The sequence below is a fragment of the Serpentinimonas raichei genome (assembly GCF_000828895.1).
Lineage (GTDB): Bacteria > Pseudomonadota > Gammaproteobacteria > Burkholderiales > Burkholderiaceae_C > Serpentinimonas > Serpentinimonas raichei.
In genome coordinates this window covers 1,453,382-1,471,373 of record NZ_AP014568.1, presented here as the reverse complement: position 1 = coordinate 1,471,373, position 17,992 = coordinate 1,453,382, and the positions used below count along the sequence as shown (strand labels likewise).

Genomic DNA, 17,992 nt, shown 5'->3' with positions numbered 1-17,992 from the left:
TGGCTCAAGCGCTGCCGGATGAGCGCGGTGTTGATGAACGTCCTGCCCCAGTGTTTGGCTTCGTCTGGGCGAGCTTTTGTTCGAGCATCAGCGCCAGCAACAGACCCGTACGGCAACCGAGTTCGAACCAAGCGGGATCGAAGTTCCGAATCTGCCTCAACTGGGCCAGTTGACTGTCAGTCCACCAGGGCGATTCGGCTGGCAGAAGTTGACTCACCAGTCCCGCCAGAACCGGTGCGTTGGCCACGTCCTCCTTGACGTTCTTAGAGTACGGGCCTGCTTGGCCAGCAGTCGGCATCCAAATCAAATCCTTGCCGCAGAGTTCAAAGAGTTTTGACGCGGCATCGGGCTGCATCGCTTGCCAGAGTTGGACCAACGCTCGGGACAGGTCAAAGTGCGGCCAGATCCTGTCTTCGGTATGTGTTCGAAGAAGAAAACGCTGAAGCATGCTGTTCTCACCTAACCAAAGGCGTGCCACCAGCAGGCGTGCGCCCGTCGAGAACGGGGCAATGAGTCGATCCAGTTTGTCGGTACGGTTGTATCCCGCTTGAAAGAGTACCAGTTCAATCAAGTCGTCGAGCAGCGGGTCCGACACTCCAATCGTGCGAAAAACTTGCTCGGACAGAGTCTTCACGACGGGGTCTTCTGCGTCTGTTGTCAACTGCTTCGCCCACGACTGCTGCAAGCCACTGAGTCCCTCTGCCAAGGTGGAGTGAGGCATGAGTTCCCATACGACGCCCAACTCATCGCGCATGCGTTTCACCAGCGAGTGGACGTCATGGGAGAGCTTGAGCAAGGCGGCCAGACTGCTCGGCATGCTGCTGGCGAGCGCTCGCCAGTAGTCGAATGTGCTTAGCGGCAAGTGCGATAACAGTTGGTACTGCCTTGTGATCAAGAGCCAAGACTCATGGTCAAGGTCTTGGGCCATCACGCCGACAACCCGCCTGACGGCCTTCGCACGCTCATCAGCGTATGCGATAGCCATTGCCTCTCCCAAGGGGCAAAGCCGCGCAGTCCGGGAAGAAGCAGCGCCAATGGAAAAGCCCGCGTAAAGGGTGGGTCGAAGCTGTAGCGTCGAGGTCGAAGACGGGTAGACCATCCAAGGTCCGCGCTCTGCAGATAGGCTTGCGACGCTCCATCGACCAGCCGGCGTACCCTCCGATTGAGCCTGACTCAGCACAACCTCCTCGGCATTTGCTAGCAGGAGCGGCAACGCGCGCAGGTTGACGCTACCCAACTCATCAGCGCTCAGCCCCGCCAAGCACGCCCCCGGGAGGGTCATCGCCTGCGACTGGTGCTGGAGTTCTAGGTCGGCGTCGTAGCGACTGACGTCAATCTTCGAGCTGGCGGCACCGTTCACCGTGAGACTAAGTTCGAGCCTTGCATCAAGTTGACTACTCTGGCACAACAGTCCTAGCAAACTGGACTCCACCTCAAGCAAACGAAGTTCGCCAAATCCTTGCTTGTCTATCGGAATGGCATGCTCGACGTGCAACCGGCCTACGCCGGAAATTCCACCACGGCCCGAAAGCTCGACAATCAACGAGTACCGCTTCGGCGCATCAGGGTTTCGATCGAACACCTGTACTCGAACTGTCTGCAGCTGCCTGATAGGCACTGCCTGGCCGGCCTGAAGGCTGACGCCATCAGTGGTGGTGAATCGACCGCCCGTCGCGGGAAAGGGTAGCTCCAACCGCAGTGCATACGGAGTGTGTGGCCAGTTGACAGAGACCGGTACGTGGGCAGGCGGACGGTCCTCAGCATGTAGTTGAAGCTTCGGGCCATTTGCCACTGGGTCGGTTCGAGCCTTGAGCTCCTTGGGTGCATCGATTGACTCGATACCCCAAGCGTGAAACTCGATGGCTCCCTCACATTCCGTCGCTCCTGATTTAAAGCGAAGCTTAGCCTCGGGTGGTAAAAGAACCATCCTGAAGCGGCGTTGCCTTGCCCCATCTTCGATGAGCCACGCGTCTATGGGGCCACGGTGCTGGCGAGGCTGTTCAACCAGCTCACTTGCTCTTCCAAGTATCGTCCACTCGATAGAACGCGGTGGCACTTGAGCCAGAGAGCCGTCCAACGCAAGCCGACACAGAACCGGAACACCAAGGTACACCGACATCGATCCGGAGCAGTAGGGGGCCCGTGTGCCCCGCCACAGTAGTTGACTGCTTGGATCTGCGGTCTGACCCGTCCGAACAATGAAGTGCGATCCCTGAGCCAAGACACGAGCGGCACCGCGCACCATGTACACCCAGCGAGTCTGGGCCAGCCCGCCGATCATGCCTTTCAGGTCGGCTGTGCTGCCGTCGTCACCTGCAGCCACATTGCAGTCGTCAGGCACAGCCACCAAACAGGTGTCCTCCGGAACGCTACACCCTCCGATACCCGCCAAAACGATCCCAGTGTCGCGTGAAACAAACACCCAAGGCTGAGTCTCATCCAGTGCGTAGGCACCGGGCACTTCCGCAGGTGCATGCAAATCCTCACCTAGGCAGCGGAGCACCAGCAGGTGCTCCGCTAGGGCTGCATCTCCTTTAATGGGCCCAGTCCGTCCCGCAAGGATTGCTGTGGGCTCACTGCCACCGAGAAGTTGACGTCCCTCGCCCAGCGACACCCGCTCGACCCCGACCAGATCAACCGAGAAGGATTGCGGGAGAGCGTCGGGACTCAATCCGATTGCGGCGGACAGTGCAGCCAGCGTGATGCTTCCAGGCATGTCCGCAGTCATGGCCAGGCCGTAGGTCTCTCCGTCGTCACCAAGGGTGAGTGAGCGAGTCGCGATGACGGGAAAGGATGTGACCGGGGCATACTCCTTGGCTGCCTCCTTGACCAGACCGACAAGCAGCGGCTCGGCCGAGTTGTCGTCCACAGCGATAGGAAAACGTTCGCGCCAGCTCGGGCGGAGCCTGTCGAGCACCTCAACCGGGTTGGCCACACCCGCCAGCTGGCACTCCTGGCGAAGTGAAAGCACAGTCACGACTACCGACGCGAGGAGTCGGTAGATGTCGTCGTCTCGAAGATGCTGCACCAGCTCGAACTGATGGGCGTCGAAGAAGCTTGCAAGGCGATTGGAGTCCCAGCTATAGAGCTGGGCCTGTCGCATTGCACGAATCAGTAGCCTAGCAATGGATCCATCACCCCGCTCAATCAGCTGAAGTGGGAGACCGCCATGGGCGACGATTGCGCCGAGATACTTCTTGCCTTGGCCACCGGGCCTATGGCCCCATGCTCTGAGCCCAAGCTCGACGGCCGCCGTACGCTCAAGCACGTCCAGTGAAAATGGCTGACCCAGCGACTGAAGGATGTGTGTCCAGCGCCATGGCCCACCGTTGTACTCGCGTCTCCACCACTCAGACGCATAAAAAACAAAGCACGCGCACTCCGAGGTTGATCGCAGTATCCAAGGTGTGCCTTCCAAGCTTTCCAGTTTGCGTGCCATCAGCGCTTGCAGCGACAAGTACTCCGCTTTTGTCGCGCGGTAGCCAAATAACATCTCGCCATTAGGGCGTGAAAGCCCTCTCTTGCTTAGAAACGCATCAATCCAGTCAGCGTACTCATGCATGGATCCTCCCCAGATTATGTGACAACTATTTAGCTTGAATTATGCAGTCATCTTGGGGTGGTTGGGAGGAGTCCGGCCTTGAGGGATCTAGAAGAAAAACGCCTTCGCTTTCTCGAACCAGCCTTTGTCGTTCGGGCTGTGTTTGTTGCCGCCCTTTTGGAACGATTCTTCGAGCTCGCGCAGCAGCTTGCGCTGGTGTTCGGTGAGCTTGACCGGGGTTTCCACGTTGATGTGGCAGTACAGATCGCCGGGGTAGCTCGAGCGCACGCCCTTGATGCCGCGCCCGCGCAGTCTGAAGGTTTTGCCGTGCTGGGTGCCTTCGGGGATGTCGATGCTGGCTTTGCCGCCCAGCGTGGGCACGGCGATCTCGCCGCCCAGCGCGGCGGTGCTGATGCTCACCGGCACGTGGCAGTGCAGGTCGTCGCCCTCGCGCTCGAACAAATCGTGCTTGCGCAGCCGAATCTCGATGTACAGATCGCCCGACGGGCCGCCATTGCGGCCGGGCTCACCGTTGCCGGTCGAGCGGATGCGCATGCCGTCGTCGATGCCGGGCGGAATTTTGATTTCCAGCGTTTTGTGCTTCTTGACCTTGCCCTGGCCGTTGCAAGCGGTGCAGGGTTCGGGGATGATCTTGCCGCTGCCGTGGCAGTGCGGGCAGGTTTGCTGCACGCTGAAAAAGCCTTGGCGCATCTGCACCACACCGGAGCCGTTGCAGCTCGGGCAGGTTTTGACGCTGGTGCCCGGCTTGGCGCCGCTGCCGTGGCAGGTGCCGCAGTTGTCCCAGCTTGGGATGCGAATTTCGGACTCTTTGCCCGCAGCGGCTTCTTCGAGCGAGATCTCCATCGCGTAAGACAAGTCGCTGCCCCGATAGACTTGGCGCCCACGCCCGGCACCGCCGCGCTGGCCGCCAAAAATATCGCCAAAAATATCGCCGAACGATTCGGAAAAGCCACCAAAACCGTCCGCCCCGCCCGCCCCGCCGGGGCCGCGCATATTGGGGTCGACGCCGGCGTGGCCGTACTGGTCGTAGGCGGCGCGCTTTTGCGGGTCGCTCAACATCTCGTAGGCTTCTTTGGCCTCTTTGAATTTTTCTTCCGCAGCCTTGGTCGCATCACCCTGGTTGCGGTCCGGGTGGTGCTTCATCGCCAGCTTGCGGTAGGCTTTTTTGATGTCTTCGTCGCTGGCGTTCTTGGGCACGCCCAAGATTTCGTAAAAGTCGCGTTTGGCCATTTGGGCGTCAGTCTTTCTTGACTTCTTTCACTTCGGCATCGACCACATCGTCGGCCGATGCCGATCGGGCACCGGCATCGGCAGTGGGGCCGCCCGCGGCGCCTGCTGCACCCGCCGCCGCGCCGGCCTGCTGCTCGGCGTACATTTTTTCACCCAGCTTTTGGCTGGCGCTCATCAGCTCGGCGCTGGTGGCCTCGATGGCGGCCTTGTCCTCGCCTTTGACAGCCTCTTCGGCGGCCTTGATGGCGGCTTCGATTTTCTCTTTTTCGGCCGCGTCGAGCTTGTCGCCGTATTCTTTCAGGCTCTTGCGCACCGAGCTCACCAAGCCGTCGGCCTGGTTGCGCGCCTGCACCAGTTCCACTTTTTTGTGGTCTTCGGCGGCGTTGAGTTCGGCGTCTTTCACCATGTTCTGGATTTCGGCCTCGGTCAGGCCCGAGTTGGCCTTGATCGTGATCTTGTTTTCTTTGCCGGTGCCTTTGTCTTTGGCGCCCACGTGCAAAATGCCGTTGGCGTCGATGTCAAAGCTCACCTCGATCTGCGGCAGGCCGCGCGGGGCGGGCGGGATGCCCTCGAGGTTGAACTCGCCCAGCAGCTTGTTGCCGGCGGCGATCTCGCGCTCGCCTTGGAATACCTTGATCGTGACCGCCGGTTGGTTGTCGTCGGCGGTGGAGAACACCTGTGCGAACTTGGTCGGGATGGTGGTGTTCTTGGTGATCATTTTGGTCATCACACCGCCCATGGTCTCGATGCCCAGGCTGAGCGGGGTCACGTCGAGCAGCAGCACGTCTTTGCGCTCGCCCGAGAGCACCTGGCCTTGGATGGCAGCGCCCACGGCCACGGCTTCGTCGGGGTTCACGTCTTTGCGCGGCTCTTTGCCAAAGAACTCTTTGACCTTCTCTTGCACCCGGGGCATGCGCGTCATGCCGCCCACGAGAATCACGTCGTCGATCTGGCCCACGCTCACGCCCGCGTCTTTGATGGCGGTGCGGCAGGGCGCGATGGTGCGCTCGATCAGCTCATCGACCAGCGCTTCGAGCTTGGCGCGCGTGAGCTTGATGTTGAGGTGGCGCGGACCATTGGCGTCGGCGGTGATGTAGGGCAGGTTGAGGTCGGTCTGGGTCGAGTTGGAGAGCTCGATCTTTGCCTTCTCGGCCGCTTCCTTGAGGCGCTGCAAGGCCAGCACGTCTTTGGTCAGATCGACGCCTTGCTCTTTTTTGAACTCGGTCACGATGTAGTCGATGATGCGCTGGTCGAAGTCCTCGCCGCCCAAGAAGGTGTCGCCGTTGGTGGAGAGCACTTCAAATTGCTTTTCGCCCTCGAGGTCGGCAATTTCGATGATCGAAATATCAAAAGTGCCGCCGCCGAGGTCATAGACCGCGATCTTGCGGTCGCCTTTGCCGTGCTTGTCCAGCCCAAAGGCCAGCGCGGCGGCGGTGGGCTCGTTGATGATGCGCTTGACATCGAGCCCGGCGATGCGCCCGGCGTCTTTGGTGGCCTGGCGCTGGGCGTCGTTGAAGTAGGCCGGTACGGTGATCACGGCCTCGGTCACGGCCTCGCCGAGGTAGTCTTCGGCGGTTTTCTTCATCTTGCGCAGCACTTCGGCGCTCACCTGCGGCGGGGCCAGTTTTTTGCCGCGCACTTCCACCCAGGCGTCGCCGTTGTCGGCGCGGGCGATGGTGTAGGGCATCAGGCCGATGTCCTTTTGCACCTCTTTTTCTTCAAACTTGCGCCCGATCAGGCGCTTGACCGCGTACAGGGTGTTGCGTGGGTTGGTCACGGCCTGGCGCTTGGCCGAGGCACCGACGAGGATTTCACCGTCTTCTTGGTAGGCGATGATGGAGGGTGTGGTGCGCGCGCCTTCGCTGTTTTCGATTACGCGCGTGGTGTTGCCTTCCATGACCGAGACGCACGAGTTGGTGGTGCCCAGGTCGATGCCGATGATTTTGCCCATGAATGGCTCCTAAAGTTCAAATAAAACGGATGGGGTGCAGATGCGGCTGGAGGGCCGGATTTCAAGCACCGGGATGAGGGTTTGAAAGGCGGCTTATTTGGGCGCAGTGACCGTGACCATGGCCGGGCGCAGCACCCGCTCGGCGATCAGGTAGCCTTTTTGCAGCACCGCCACCACGGAATTTGGCTCTTGGCCGGGTGCTGCCACCACGCCGATGGCCTGGTGCTGGTGCGGGTCGAAGCGGCTGCCCGCTGCGGGCGCGATCGGCTGCACCTTGTGGCGGGCCAAGGCGCTTTGCAACTGCTTGAGCGTGGCCTCGGCCCCGTCGCGTATCTGCTGCGCCGTGGCCTCTTGTATCGCCAGCCCGGCTTCCAGGCTGTCGAGCACCGGCAGCAGGCTCTCGGCAAAGCCCTCGACGGCAAATTTGCGCACCTTGCTCACTTCTTCGTCGGTGCGGCGGCGCAGGTTTTCCATCTCGGCCTTGACGCGCAGGTACTGCTCGGCCAGTTCGGTGTTTTGCGCTTGCAGTCGCTCCACTTCGAGAGACAGCTCGTCTTGCAGGGCGGCATCGGCCGCCGCAGCCGCTTCGGCCTCCTCGGGCGAGAACGGCGCATCGGCGGTGTCGGGGCGGTCGGGGCGGTGGTAAGTCGGGTCTGGGTTGGCGGACATGGCGGCTTAAAACGAAAGGGCGCCCGGCGCGGTGGCGGGGCAGGGTCTAGGGCTCAGTGGCCCAGAGTGGGGGTGTCTGGCGGCGCTTTCAAGGGCTGGGCTGTAAAAATTCAATCTATGATCGTAGCGCATCAGGATACCGACTCATGCCACTCCATCCACCCACCACCGACTGGCCCGCCGCCAGCGGCCCCATGTTGCACATCGACGCCGGGGTGGCCACCCTCACCTTAAACCGCCCGCAACAACGCAACAGCCTGACCGACGCTGATTTGCAGGAGCTGGCGCAGCACTTGGCCACCATCGAGGCCGATGCGGCCGTGCGGGTGCTGGTGCTCACGGCGCGGCTGCACAGCGCGGCGGCGGTGTTTAGCGCGGGCTACCACATGGGCGGTTTCGATGCCGATACCAGCCAAGGGCCGCAAGGTTTCGAGCGCGTGTGCGAAGCGCTGTCGCGCCTGCGCCCAGTCACGCTGTGCGCGCTCAATGGTAGCGTCTATGGCGGCGCCACCGATCTGGCGCTGGCCTGCGATTTTCGCTTAGGGGTGCACGGCATGGAGTTGCGCATGCCCGCCGCCGCGCTCGGCTTGCACTATTACCCCGGCGGTTTGCAGCGCAGTGTGGCCCGCTTGGGGCTGGGAGGCGCGCGGCGCCTGTTTTTGCTGGCGCAAGCGCTGCCCGCCGACGAACTGCTGCGCATGGGCTACCTCGATGCCTTGGTAGCACCCGATGCCTTGCCCGCCGAAGTGGCGCGCTGGTGCCGCAATTTGTGCCGCTTGGCCCCATTGGCCCTGCAGGGTATGAAGCAAAGCCTGCAAGAGATGGCCTTGGGTGAGCCGAATCTGCAAGGCTGGCGCGAGCGCGAAGCCCGCAGCCAGCGCAGCGCCGATTTTACCGAAGGCCGCGCCGCGTTTGCGCAGCGGCGGGCGGCGGTGTTTGTGGGGCGGTGAGTCACGCCACCCGAGAGCCCAACCGCCGCGACAAGCCCTGCGCCGCAGCGCTCAGGGCGCGGGCCTGGGGGCTGTGGGGCCCCAAATCCAGCATCTGGCTCGGGCCGATGGCGGCGATGGCCAGCGCCAGTGCGCCAAAGCCATCAAATACCGGCACCGCCAGGGCGCTGATTCCGGGCAGCAGCTCATTTTGTACGCGTGACAAGCCCTGGGCGCGAATGGTGTCGAGTTCGGCGGCAAAGCCGGGGTCGTCTAGCGCACCGGCCAGGCCTTCTTGCGCCAGCGCGGCTTGCACTGCGGCGCGGCTGGGGTGGAAGGCGGCAAAAATTTTGCCGGTGCCAGTGTGGCGCAGCGAAGCCGGAATGCCGTGGCGCATCGCCACATAGACCGGCATGGGGCCGTGCTCCACGCGCACGATCACCGGGCCCTGGCTGCCCCAGACCGCCGCCGAAACGGTGCAGCCGGTTTGCTGCGCCAAGGCTGGCAGTTCGGCCACAGCCAGCGCCACCGGATCGACCAGTTGCAGGCTGATCAAGCCCAACTGCATGGCCAGCGGCCCAAGCCCGTAGTGGCCGCTCACCGGTTCTTGCACGATCAGCCCCAGCTTGCCAAAGCTCACCAGATAGGGGTGCGCCTTGGCTGGCGTCATGCCAGCGGCGCGGGCCAAATCTTTGAGCGCCATGCGCCGCCCGCTGTGTGCCAGCGCTTTGAGCAGTTGGCCGCCCACTTCCACGCTTTGTATGCCGCGCGAGGGGCGGGCCGTTTTGGGGTGGGGGCCGGTGTCGGCTTCGATGGGGTGAGGGATGGGGTGCATGGGGCGATTTTGACCGGCTCCAGGGGCTGGTATCCAGCCGGATCGGGTTTGTACCTATGCGAATTGATTTGTCATGGTTGAATTTTGGCCTTAGGATAGGGGAAACGATTTTTCCGTCACAGAGCCTGATCTGTGCCACTCTGGAGCCTTTAGGATGAGCCAAAAAACTTTCGCCTCTGCTGCCGACCTGGAAGAAAAAAAGGTCACGTTCGAGCGCTTGTCGGAGCACGCTTGGGCCTACACCGCCGAGGGCGACCCCAACACCGGCGTGGTGATCGGGGACGATGCGGTGCTGGTCGCCGACACCCAAGCCACCCCGGCCATGGCGGCCGACGTGATCCGGCGCATCCGCGAAATCACCGACAAACCGATCAAATACGTGCTGCTCACGCACTACCACGCGGTGCGCGTGCTCGGTGCCAGCGCCTTCATGGCCGAGGGCGGGCAGCAGATCATCGCCAGCCAGGACACGCGCGACTTGATCGTCGAGCGCGGCGAGCAGGACAAGGCGAGCGAGATTGGGCGCTTCCCGCGTCTGTTTCGCGACGTCGAGTCGGTGCCGCCGGGCCTGACCTGGCCGACCCTGACCTTCACCGGCCAGCTCACGCTCTGGCTAGGGCGGTTGGAGGTGCAGATGCTGCAACTCGGGCGCGGCCACACCAAGGGCGACACCGTGCTGTGGCTGCCGCAGGAGCGCACGCTGCTGTCGGGCGATCTGGTCGAATTCGACGCCACCCCCTACGCCGGCGACGCCTATTTTCAGGATTGGCCCCAGACGCTGGAGCGGGTCGCCGCGCTGCAGCCGCTGGCCTTGCTGCCGGGGCGTGGGCCGGCGCTGCGCGGGGCGCAGCAGGTGCAGCAGGGCATCGAGGGCACGCGCGCCTTTGTGAGCGAGCTCTGGGACAGCGTGCGGGCCGGGGTTGCGGCGGGGCGCGAGCTGCGCGCCGTGTATGAAGAAACCTTTGCCCGCTTGCAACCCAAGTATGGGCACTGGGTGATCTTCAACCACTGCCTGCCTTTTGATGTCACGCGCGCCTACGACGAAGCCACCCAGCACCCGAATCCGCGCATTTGGACCGCCGAGCGCGACCGCCAGATGTGGCTGGCGCTGGAGGGTTGATCCGCCTTTGTTCGACCGAGAGGAAAACCGCCATGACCATCGAACGCATCCACCACGTGGCCTACCGCTGCCGCGACGCCCGCGAGACCGTTAACTGGTATGTGCAGCACTTGCAGATGGATTTTGTGCTGGCGATTGCCGAAGACCGGGTGCCCTCCACCAAAGCGCCCGACCCCTATATGCACGTGTTCCTGGATGCCGGGCAGGGCAATGTGCTGGCCTTTTTCGAGCTGCCCAACTCGCCCGAAATGGGCCGCGACCCGCACACCCCGGCTTGGGTGCAGCACATCGCCTTCAAGGTCGAGAGCCTCGCGGTGCTAGAGGAAACCAAGGCGCGCCTGCAAGCGGCGGGCATCGAGGTGATCGGCCCGACCGACCACACCATTTTCAAGAGCATCTACTTTTTCGACCCCAACGGGCACCGGCTGGAGTTGGTCGCCGACTGCGCCACCCCCGACATGCTGCAGCGGCTCGACGCGGTCAAGTGGCCAATGCTCGACGAGTGGGCGCAAACCCGGCGCGCCCCCAAACACGCTGCCTGGATGCACGAGCAAGAGTTGAAGGCGCTGGACTGATTCGCCCACCCCTTCCGCCCTCGCTTGCAGCCGTTTGTTGGAGGTTCCGTGCTCAAAACCTACACCTATCCCCATTACCCCTACGTGCAGAGCCCCGAGCAGCGCACGGGGCAGACCGTGCGGCACCCGGTCGTTGTGATCGGGGCTGGCCCGATCGGGCTCACGCAGGCGCTCGATCTGGCCCAGCGCGGCATACCCTGTGTGGTGCTGGACGACAACGACACCGTGAGCGTGGGCTCGCGTGCGGTGTGCTACGCCAAGCGGCCGCTGGAGATTTGGGACCGGCTCGGGGTGGCGGCACCGCTGCTGGCCAAGGGCGTGCAGTGGAAGGTGGGCAAGGTGTTTTTTGGCACCGGGCTGGCCTACCGCTTCGACCTCCTGCCCGAGGCCGGGCACAAGCTGCCGGCCATGATCAACTGCCAGCAGTACCACGTGGAGGAACACCTAGTGCAGGCCTGCTCCCAGGCGCCGCAGGTGGAGCTGCGCTGGAAGCACAAGGTGCTGGCGATCGAGCAAGACGCCGATTGCGTCACCCTCACGGTGCAAACCCCCGATGGCCTGTTCAAGCTGCAGGCGCAGTGGGTGGTGGCCGCCGACGGTGCGCACAGCGACGCCCGGCGGCTGCTCGGGGCCGATTTCAGCGGCCAGTTTTTCCAAGACCGGTTCCTGATTGCCGATGTGGTGATCGACCCCGAGGGCGTGGCCGCCCAGCCCTTTGCCGCCGAGCCCGAGCGCTGGTTTTGGTTCGACCCGCCCTTTCACCCCGGCCAGAGCGTGCTGCTGCACCAGCAGGCCGACCGGGTCTGGCGCATCGACTTCCAGCTTGGCTGGGACGCCGACCCGGCGGAGGAAAAAAAGCCCGAAAAAGTGATGCCACGCATCCAGGCCATGCTCGGGCCGCAGGTGAATTTCGAGCTGGAGTGGGTATCGGTGTACCAGTTTGCCTGTCGGCGCATCGACCAGTTTCGCCACGGCCGGGTGCTGTTTGCGGGCGACGCCGCGCACCAGGTCTCACCCTTTGGCGCGCGCGGGGCCAACACCGGCATTCAGGATTGCGACAACCTGGGCTGGAAACTGCACGCCGTGCTCGCAGGCCACGCGCCCACTGCCTTGCTCGACAGCTACCACGAGGAGCGCGCCGTGGCCGCCGACGACAACCTCGGCCACTCCACCCGCGCGACCGACTTCATCACCCCCAAGAGCCGCAGCTCGCGGCGGCTGCGCAACGCGGTGCTGGAGCTGGCGCGCACCGAGCCCTTTGCGCGGCCGCTGGTCAACAGCGGCCGCCTCTCAACGCCCACGCCCTACCTCGATTCCAGCCTCAACACCCCCGACGCCGCGCCTTTTGCCGGCCCCATGCGGCCCGGCAGCCCCTGCGCCGACGCCCCGATCGAGTCCTGCGGCGAACCCGGCTGGCTGCTGGAGCGGCTCGGGCAGGGTTTTGTGCTGCTCAGCTTTGGCCCGGCAGAGCCCGTGAAAGCGGCGGGGCTCACGCTGCCGGTGCTGCAAGTGGGCCTGGATGTGCTCGACTCCCAAGGCCTGCTGGCGCAGCGCTACGACGGCCAGCCCGGAACGGTTTACTTGATCCGCCCCGACCAGCACGTGGCGGCGCGCTGGCGCCAGTTCGACCCCGCGCAGGTGCAAACCGCCGTGCGCCGCGCCCTCAAACTGCACTGAAAAAGGAGGCCCACATGCCCTTGCAGCGTCAACCCAACATCCCCGAGCCCGACTGGTTTTATGCCGAACTGATCGAGGCCCAGCGCGAGCTCAGCGAGGGGCAGGCCGATATGATGCTGGCCAAGCTGGTGCTGATTTTGTGCAACCACGTGGGCGATCGTGCGCTGTTGAGCGAAGCCATCGCCCTAGCGCGCAGCAACACCCTAGCCACTGCACCACCCACCACCCAGACCGCTCATGTACCCACTCAATGAAACCCACGACCCGGCGCTGCAAAGCTGGGTCGAGTCGGCGCAGCAGCCCGGCACCGATTTCCCGATCCAGAACCTGCCCTTTGCAGTGTTGCGCAGGCGCGGCACGCCAGAGCCTTTTCGCGGCGGGGTGGCAATTGGCGATCAGGTGCTCGACCTGGCCGCCGTGCTGCGCAGCGGCGCGCTGCAAGGGCAGGGCGAGCTGGTGCAGGCGGCGCTGCAAGCCGGCGCGCAAAGTTCGCTCAATGCCTTGATGGCCTTGGGGGCGCCGGCTTGGTCGGCTCTGCGCTTGGCCCTGTCGCGCGCCTTGCGCCAAGGCAGCGCGCTGCAAACGGGGCTGCAAGGCTGTTTGCTGGCGCAAAGCGAGGCCGAATACGCGCTGCCCGCACGCATCGGCGACTACACCGATTTCTACACCTCGATCCACCACGCCACGAATGTGGGCAAGCTGATGCGCCCCGACAACCCGCTGCTGCCCAATTACCAGTGGGTGCCGATCGGCTACCACGGCCGGGCATCGAGCGTGATCGTTTCCGGGCAGCCCTTTAAGCGCCCGCAGGGGCAGATCAAGCCCCCGGACGCCGCCACGCCGCTGCTGGCCGCCACCCGGCGGCTCGACTTCGAGCTCGAACTGGGGGCCTACATCGGCCCTGGCAATGCGCTGGGCGAGCCGATCGCACTGGCTGCGGCCGAGCAGCAGGTGTTTGGCCTGAGCCTGCTCAACGACTGGTCGGCGCGCGACCTGCAAGCCTGGGAGTACCAGCCGCTGGGGCCTTTTCTGGGCAAAAATTTCGCCACCACCGTCTCGCCCTGGGTGCTCACGCTGGAGGCGCTGGCCCCCTACCGCGCCCCACTGGAGCGCAGCTCCGACGACCCGGCCCCGCTGCCCTACCTCGACAGCGCGTACAACCGGTTGCATGGCGCGCTCGATATCGAGCTCGAAGTGGCTCTGCAAACGCCGCGCATGCGCGAGCAGGGCATGGAGGCCGCCACCCTCGTGCGCAGCAACAGCCGCCACAGCTACTGGACGCTGGCGCAGATGGTGGCGCACCACAGCGTGAACGGCTGCAACCTGCAACCGGGCGATTTGCTGGGCACCGGCACGCTCTCGGGGCCGCAGCCGCAGCAGGCCGGGGCGCTGATCGAGCTCACCCTGGGTGGCCGCCAGCCGCTCACACTGCCCAACGGCGAGGTGCGCACCTTCCTCGAAGACGGCGACACCGTGTGGCTGCGCGGCTGCTGCCAGCGCCCCGGCGTGGCGCGCATCGGTTTTGGTGAGTGCGCGGGTACGGTGCTGCCTGCCCGTGCCTGATGTTCCACCCATGCCACCCGAGACAATCGGCCCGGCTGTCGCGTTCGCCGAAACATGCAGTATAATGCAGCTAGCGTTGAAACCTTGGCCTTCACCGCCATAGGCCAGCGTGCGGCGACTATGGCTGCAACGCGCCGAGCAACACACGAGCGCCGGGCCACGGGTGCATCATCCACAGCGGAGACAAGGAAACAAACAACATGATTACATGGGTTTTTCGGTTGTCCCAATGGGCAGCCTTGTTGGGTGGGGTGTTGCTGTGCCTGATGATTGTGATGATCGTCGTCAGCATCACGGGGCGCGCCTTGGTGCCGATAGGCCTGGCCCCGGTGCCGGGCGATTTCGAGCTGGTTGAAATGGGTGCCGCCGTGGTGGTGTTCTTTTTTCTGCCCTGGACCTATCTGCGCGGCGGCCATGCCTCGGTCGATCTGCTCTACCTCTACCTGCCCAAGCCGGTGCAGCGCGCGATTTTGCTGCTTTGCGATTTGCTGATGCTGGCGCTCTGGCTGGTGCTCACCTGGCAACTGTGGCAGGGCCTGCTGGAGCGGCGCGAGTTCTTCGAGACCACTTTCATTTTGCAGATGCCGATCTGGTGGGGCTATGCGCTGTGCCTGGTCGGGGCGGTGATTGGCTGCCTGGCTTATCTGTCGCAAACCCTGATCCGCCTGGGTCTGGCCGACTACCCCGCAGGCTGGTCCACCGAAGAAGCGAAGGAACACTGAGATGACCCCCATCGAAATGGCCGCTTGGTCGTTCCCCATTCTGTTGCTGTTGATTTTTTTGCGCATGCCCATCGGGCTGGCGATGGCCCTGTGCGGCCTTGTGGGGGCGATGCTGGTGTTGGGCGACACCGGCCCAATGCTCAATCAGCTCAAGCAATTCACCTACAGCACCTTTGCCAACTACTCGCTCTCGATCATTCCGCTGTTTTTGCTGATGGGGCAGTTTGCCGCGCTCGGCGGCTTGTCGCAGGCGCTGTTCAAGGCCGCCGAGGCCTGGATCGGGCACCGCAAGGGCGGGGTGGCCATGGCCGCCGTGGGCGCTTGCGCCGGTTTTGGGGCGATTTGCGGCTCCTCGCTGGCCACCGCCGCCACCATGGGGCAGGTGGCGCTGCCCGAGCTGCGCCGCGCCGGTTATGCGGGCGGCCTGTCCACCGCCGCGCTGGCGGCTGGCGGTACGCTGGGCATCCTCATCCCGCCCTCGATCGTGCTGGTGATCTACGCCATTTTGACCGAGCAAAACATTGCGCACCTGTTTGTGGCGGCCTTTATTCCCGGCATCATGGCGGCGATCGGCTACATGATCGTGATCGCCATTTACGTGCGCGTCAAGCCCGAAAGCGCCGGCCGCATCGAGCCGCTGCCCATGAAGGAGCGCTGGAAGGCCACCGTCAAGGTCTGGCCGGTGTTGGTGATTTTTCTGGCGGTGGTTGGTGGCATTTACACTGGCATTTTCACCCCCACCGAAGCGGCGGCCGTGGGCGCCTTTGGCACCGGTGTGGCCGCTTGGGCGGCGGGCGGGCTGAACCGGCGCACGCTGCGCGATGCGCTGCTGGGCACGGCCATTGCCACCGGCATGATTTTCATGATCGTGCTCGGGGCTGGCCTGTTCAACACCTTCCTGGCGCTGTCGCAACTGCCACAAGAGCTGGCGCGCTGGGTGATCGAACTCGGTATCAGCCCGTGGAATGTGCTGGTCGTGATTTTGTTGATCTACCTGCTGCTGGGCTGTGTGATGGATTCGCTCTCCATGATTTTGCTCACGGTGCCGATCTTCTTTCCGGTGATGATGGGGCTGGACTTTGGCCTCACCCCCACCGAAACCGCGATCTGGTTCGGCATTTTGGTGCTGATCGTGGTCGAGGTTGGGTTGATCACGCCGCCGGTGGGGATGAATTTGTTCATCATCAACAAGATGGCGCGCAACGTGCCAATCACCCAGACCTACATCAGCGTGATGCCCTTCGTGGCCAGCGACTTGGTCCGCACCGCGATTTTGGTGGCGTTCCCGGGGATTTCGCTGTTTTTGTTGCAGCTATAGCGCCGCACGGGCAGCGCTCAAGCGGCTGCGGTCAGCGGCTTGAGCGGGCCCAAGCTTTGCTCGCAGACCTGGCGGATGAGGTCGCGCGCGGCGCGCTGGGTGAGTGTGCTGGGGCGCTGCGCGCTGCTGGCCAGCGCGACCTGGATCTGCAGCGCGGGCGGGCCGATGGGCCGCACCGCAAAAGCCGCGGGCTTGCCAGAAGCCGCCACCGCATGGCGCGACAGCACGGCGCAGCCCAGGCCGTCGGCGACCAGATCAAGGATGGCGGAAACGCCGTCGATCTCCAGCGCAATGCGCGGGCGCAGGCCGAGCTTGGCCAGTTCCACCTCCACGTGCATGCGCAGCGCGTTGGGGCGGGTGGGAATGAGCAGCGGCAGTTGCGCCAGTTCGGCCAGTGGCAGCGGGGCAGGGGGCTGGGCCGCTGCGCCGCTGCGGGCCTGCACCAGCAGCAGTTCTTCGTCGAACAGGGGCTGCAAGTCCAGCTCGGGCAGCGGTTGTGCGTTGTAGAGCAGCGCCAAATCCAGCCGGCCGTTGAGCAGCGCGTCTTGCATGCTCACCGAAAGCCCCTCGGTGATCGACAGCCGCGCCTGCGGCAGTTGCTGGCGAAAGCTGCGCGTGAGCGGCACCGCGACCAGCCGCGCCAGCGAAGGCGGCAGCCCAATGGCTACCCGCCCGGCCAAGGTGCCGCGCACCAGGCCGAGTTCTTCGCGGGCCCGCTCCACTTGGTGCAAGATGCCGCGCCCGTGTTCGAGCAGCAACTGCCCGGCTTCGGTGGGCACGGCACCGCGGCCGTTGCGCAGCAGCAGGTTTTGGCGCAGCTCCACTTCGAGCAGCCGCACCTGGCGGCTCAACGCCGGCTGCGCCACCTGCAGCGCCGCCGCCGCCTTGGTGAAACTGCCCAATTCCGCGACGCGGACGAAGTAGCCGAGTTGTTTCAAGTCCATCGGCGAATTTTAGATAGCAACGGGCCGGAAATGCAAATTTTTTATAACTGCTAGAGCCGCACCCCCACTTGCCAGCCGCACCCAGGCGCTACACAATCGGTGTCGTGCCCAGACCGTCTTGATTTCATCATTTAATAACTTGCCCAACATGGCCCCCGCCCTGCACGCGATTTCTTCGATGGCCACCCGAGCCTTGCTGGCCGAATTGGCGCACGACCACCAGGCCCAAACCGGCGTAGAGATCCGGCTGGAGTCGGTCGGCGGCGTCGATGCAGCGCGCCGGGTGCAGGCGGGTGAGGCGTTCGACGCCGTGCTGTTAGCCGCCGACGCCATCGAGCGCTTGATCGCCAGCGGCCACGTGCAGGCCGGCAGCCGGGTGGACTGGGTGCGCAGCCCAGTGGCCTTGGCGGTGCGCGCCGGGGCGCCCGTGCCCGATGTGGGCAGCGAAACGGCGCTGCGCCAGGCGGTGTGCGCGGCGCGCAGTCTGGGCGTGTCCACCGGCCCCAGCGGCACCGCCTTGCTGCAACTGTTTGAGCGCTGGGGCGTGCTGGAAGCGCTGCGCCCGCGCTTGGTCACGCCGCCGCCGGGGGTGCCGGTGGGCAGCTTGGTGGCCAGTGGCGCGGTGGAGCTGGGTTTCCAGCAGTTGAGCGAGCTGCTGGCGCTGCCGGGCATCGCGCTGCTGGGCCCGCTGCCGTCGGGTTGCGCCATCGAAACCGTTTTTTCTGCCGGCCTGTGCACCGCCAGCGCGCAGCCCGATGCGGTGCGGGCCTGGTTCGATTTTCTGGCCTCCCCCGCCAGCGCCGACTGCAAGCGCCGCCATGGCATGGCGCCGCTCTAAGCCCCCCGGTTCTACCCCACCCCACACACCAGCCAACGCCCATGAACCCCACCCCAGCG

General features: G+C 64.3%; 15 protein-coding genes. 9 read left to right on the top strand and 6 right to left on the bottom strand.

Annotated features, from left to right (window positions below; genetic code table 11):
* Window positions 1–4 precede the first annotated feature (4 nt).
* The 4 genes from SRAA_RS06835 to grpE form a co-directional block, all read right to left on the bottom strand.
* Window positions 5–3,562: an STY4851/ECs_5259 family protein gene (locus SRAA_RS06835; protein ID WP_144318723.1), complete on the bottom strand. Its 3,558-nt coding sequence runs from the start codon at window positions 3,560–3,562 to the stop codon at window positions 5–7.
* Window positions 3,563–3,649: 87 nt separating this feature from the next.
* On the bottom strand, window positions 3,650–4,792 hold the full coding sequence (gene dnaJ, locus SRAA_RS06830; RefSeq protein ID WP_045531652.1) for a molecular chaperone DnaJ: 1,143 nt from the start codon (window positions 4,790–4,792) through the stop codon (window positions 3,650–3,652).
* Between the two features lie 7 nt (window positions 4,793–4,799).
* A complete protein-coding gene (dnaK, locus tag SRAA_RS06825; RefSeq protein WP_045531650.1) occupies window positions 4,800–6,743 on the bottom strand; it encodes a molecular chaperone DnaK in 1,944 nt (647 codons plus the stop codon).
* 93 nt (window positions 6,744–6,836) lie between these two features.
* Complete coding sequence (grpE, locus tag SRAA_RS06820) at window positions 6,837–7,412, bottom strand: nucleotide exchange factor GrpE (RefSeq protein ID WP_045531647.1); 576 nt, start codon at window positions 7,410–7,412, stop codon at window positions 6,837–6,839.
* A 146-nt stretch (window positions 7,413–7,558) separates the two neighbouring features.
* Between grpE and SRAA_RS06815 the strand changes: the two genes are divergently transcribed.
* Window positions 7,559–8,362, top strand: a complete 804-nt coding sequence (locus SRAA_RS06815) for an enoyl-CoA hydratase/isomerase family protein (RefSeq protein WP_045531645.1) — start codon at window positions 7,559–7,561, stop codon at window positions 8,360–8,362.
* A gap of 1 nt (window position 8,363) precedes the next feature.
* Here the strand turns inward: SRAA_RS06815 and SRAA_RS06810 are convergent, their stop codons facing one another.
* A complete protein-coding gene (locus SRAA_RS06810) occupies window positions 8,364–9,176 on the bottom strand; it encodes an IclR family transcriptional regulator (RefSeq protein WP_045531643.1) in 813 nt (270 codons plus the stop codon).
* Window positions 9,177–9,330: 154 nt separating this feature from the next.
* On the opposite strand from SRAA_RS06810, the gene SRAA_RS06805 reads away from it, so the two are divergent.
* The 7 genes from SRAA_RS06805 to SRAA_RS06775 all read left to right on the top strand — a co-directional run bounded on the left by SRAA_RS06805 (window position 9,331) and on the right by SRAA_RS06775 (window position 16,151).
* The gene (locus tag SRAA_RS06805) at window positions 9,331–10,296 is read left to right on the top strand and encodes an MBL fold metallo-hydrolase (RefSeq protein ID WP_045531641.1); all 966 of its coding nucleotides are present in this window, start codon (window positions 9,331–9,333) and stop codon (window positions 10,294–10,296) included.
* Window positions 10,297–10,328: 32 nt separating this feature from the next.
* Entirely contained in the window at window positions 10,329–10,871 is a 543-nt protein-coding gene (locus SRAA_RS06800; protein ID WP_045531638.1) for a VOC family protein, read from the top strand.
* Window positions 10,872–10,919: 48 nt separating this feature from the next.
* On the top strand, window positions 10,920–12,548 hold the full coding sequence (locus SRAA_RS06795; RefSeq protein ID WP_045531637.1) for an FAD-dependent oxidoreductase: 1,629 nt from the start codon (window positions 10,920–10,922) through the stop codon (window positions 12,546–12,548).
* A gap of 14 nt (window positions 12,549–12,562) precedes the next feature.
* Window positions 12,563–12,802, top strand: coding sequence for a DUF2783 domain-containing protein (locus SRAA_RS06790; protein WP_045531636.1), 240 nt, complete (start codon window positions 12,563–12,565; stop codon window positions 12,800–12,802).
* Complete coding sequence (fahA, locus tag SRAA_RS06785; RefSeq protein ID WP_045531634.1) at window positions 12,786–14,111, top strand: fumarylacetoacetase; 1,326 nt, start codon at window positions 12,786–12,788, stop codon at window positions 14,109–14,111. Before SRAA_RS06790 ends, fahA begins: the two co-directional genes overlap by 17 nt.
* 200 nt (window positions 14,112–14,311) lie before the next feature.
* Complete coding sequence (locus SRAA_RS06780; protein WP_045531632.1) at window positions 14,312–14,833, top strand: TRAP transporter small permease; 522 nt, start codon at window positions 14,312–14,314, stop codon at window positions 14,831–14,833.
* Window position 14,834: 1 nt separating this feature from the next.
* A complete protein-coding gene (locus SRAA_RS06775; protein WP_045531630.1) occupies window positions 14,835–16,151 on the top strand; it encodes a TRAP transporter large permease in 1,317 nt (438 codons plus the stop codon).
* A 17-nt stretch (window positions 16,152–16,168) separates the two neighbouring features.
* Here SRAA_RS06775 and SRAA_RS06770 read toward each other — a convergent pair whose 3' ends face one another.
* Window positions 16,169–17,095 carry a LysR substrate-binding domain-containing protein gene (locus SRAA_RS06770; RefSeq protein ID WP_045531629.1) on the bottom strand — a complete coding sequence of 309 codons (927 nt, stop codon included), beginning with the start codon at window positions 17,093–17,095 and terminating at the stop codon, window positions 16,169–16,171.
* Between the two features lie 148 nt (window positions 17,096–17,243).
* On the opposite strand from SRAA_RS06770, the gene SRAA_RS06765 reads away from it, so the two are divergent.
* A complete protein-coding gene (locus SRAA_RS06765; protein ID WP_231849260.1) occupies window positions 17,244–17,933 on the top strand; it encodes a substrate-binding domain-containing protein in 690 nt (229 codons plus the stop codon).
* Window positions 17,934–17,992: the final 59 nt, after the last annotated feature.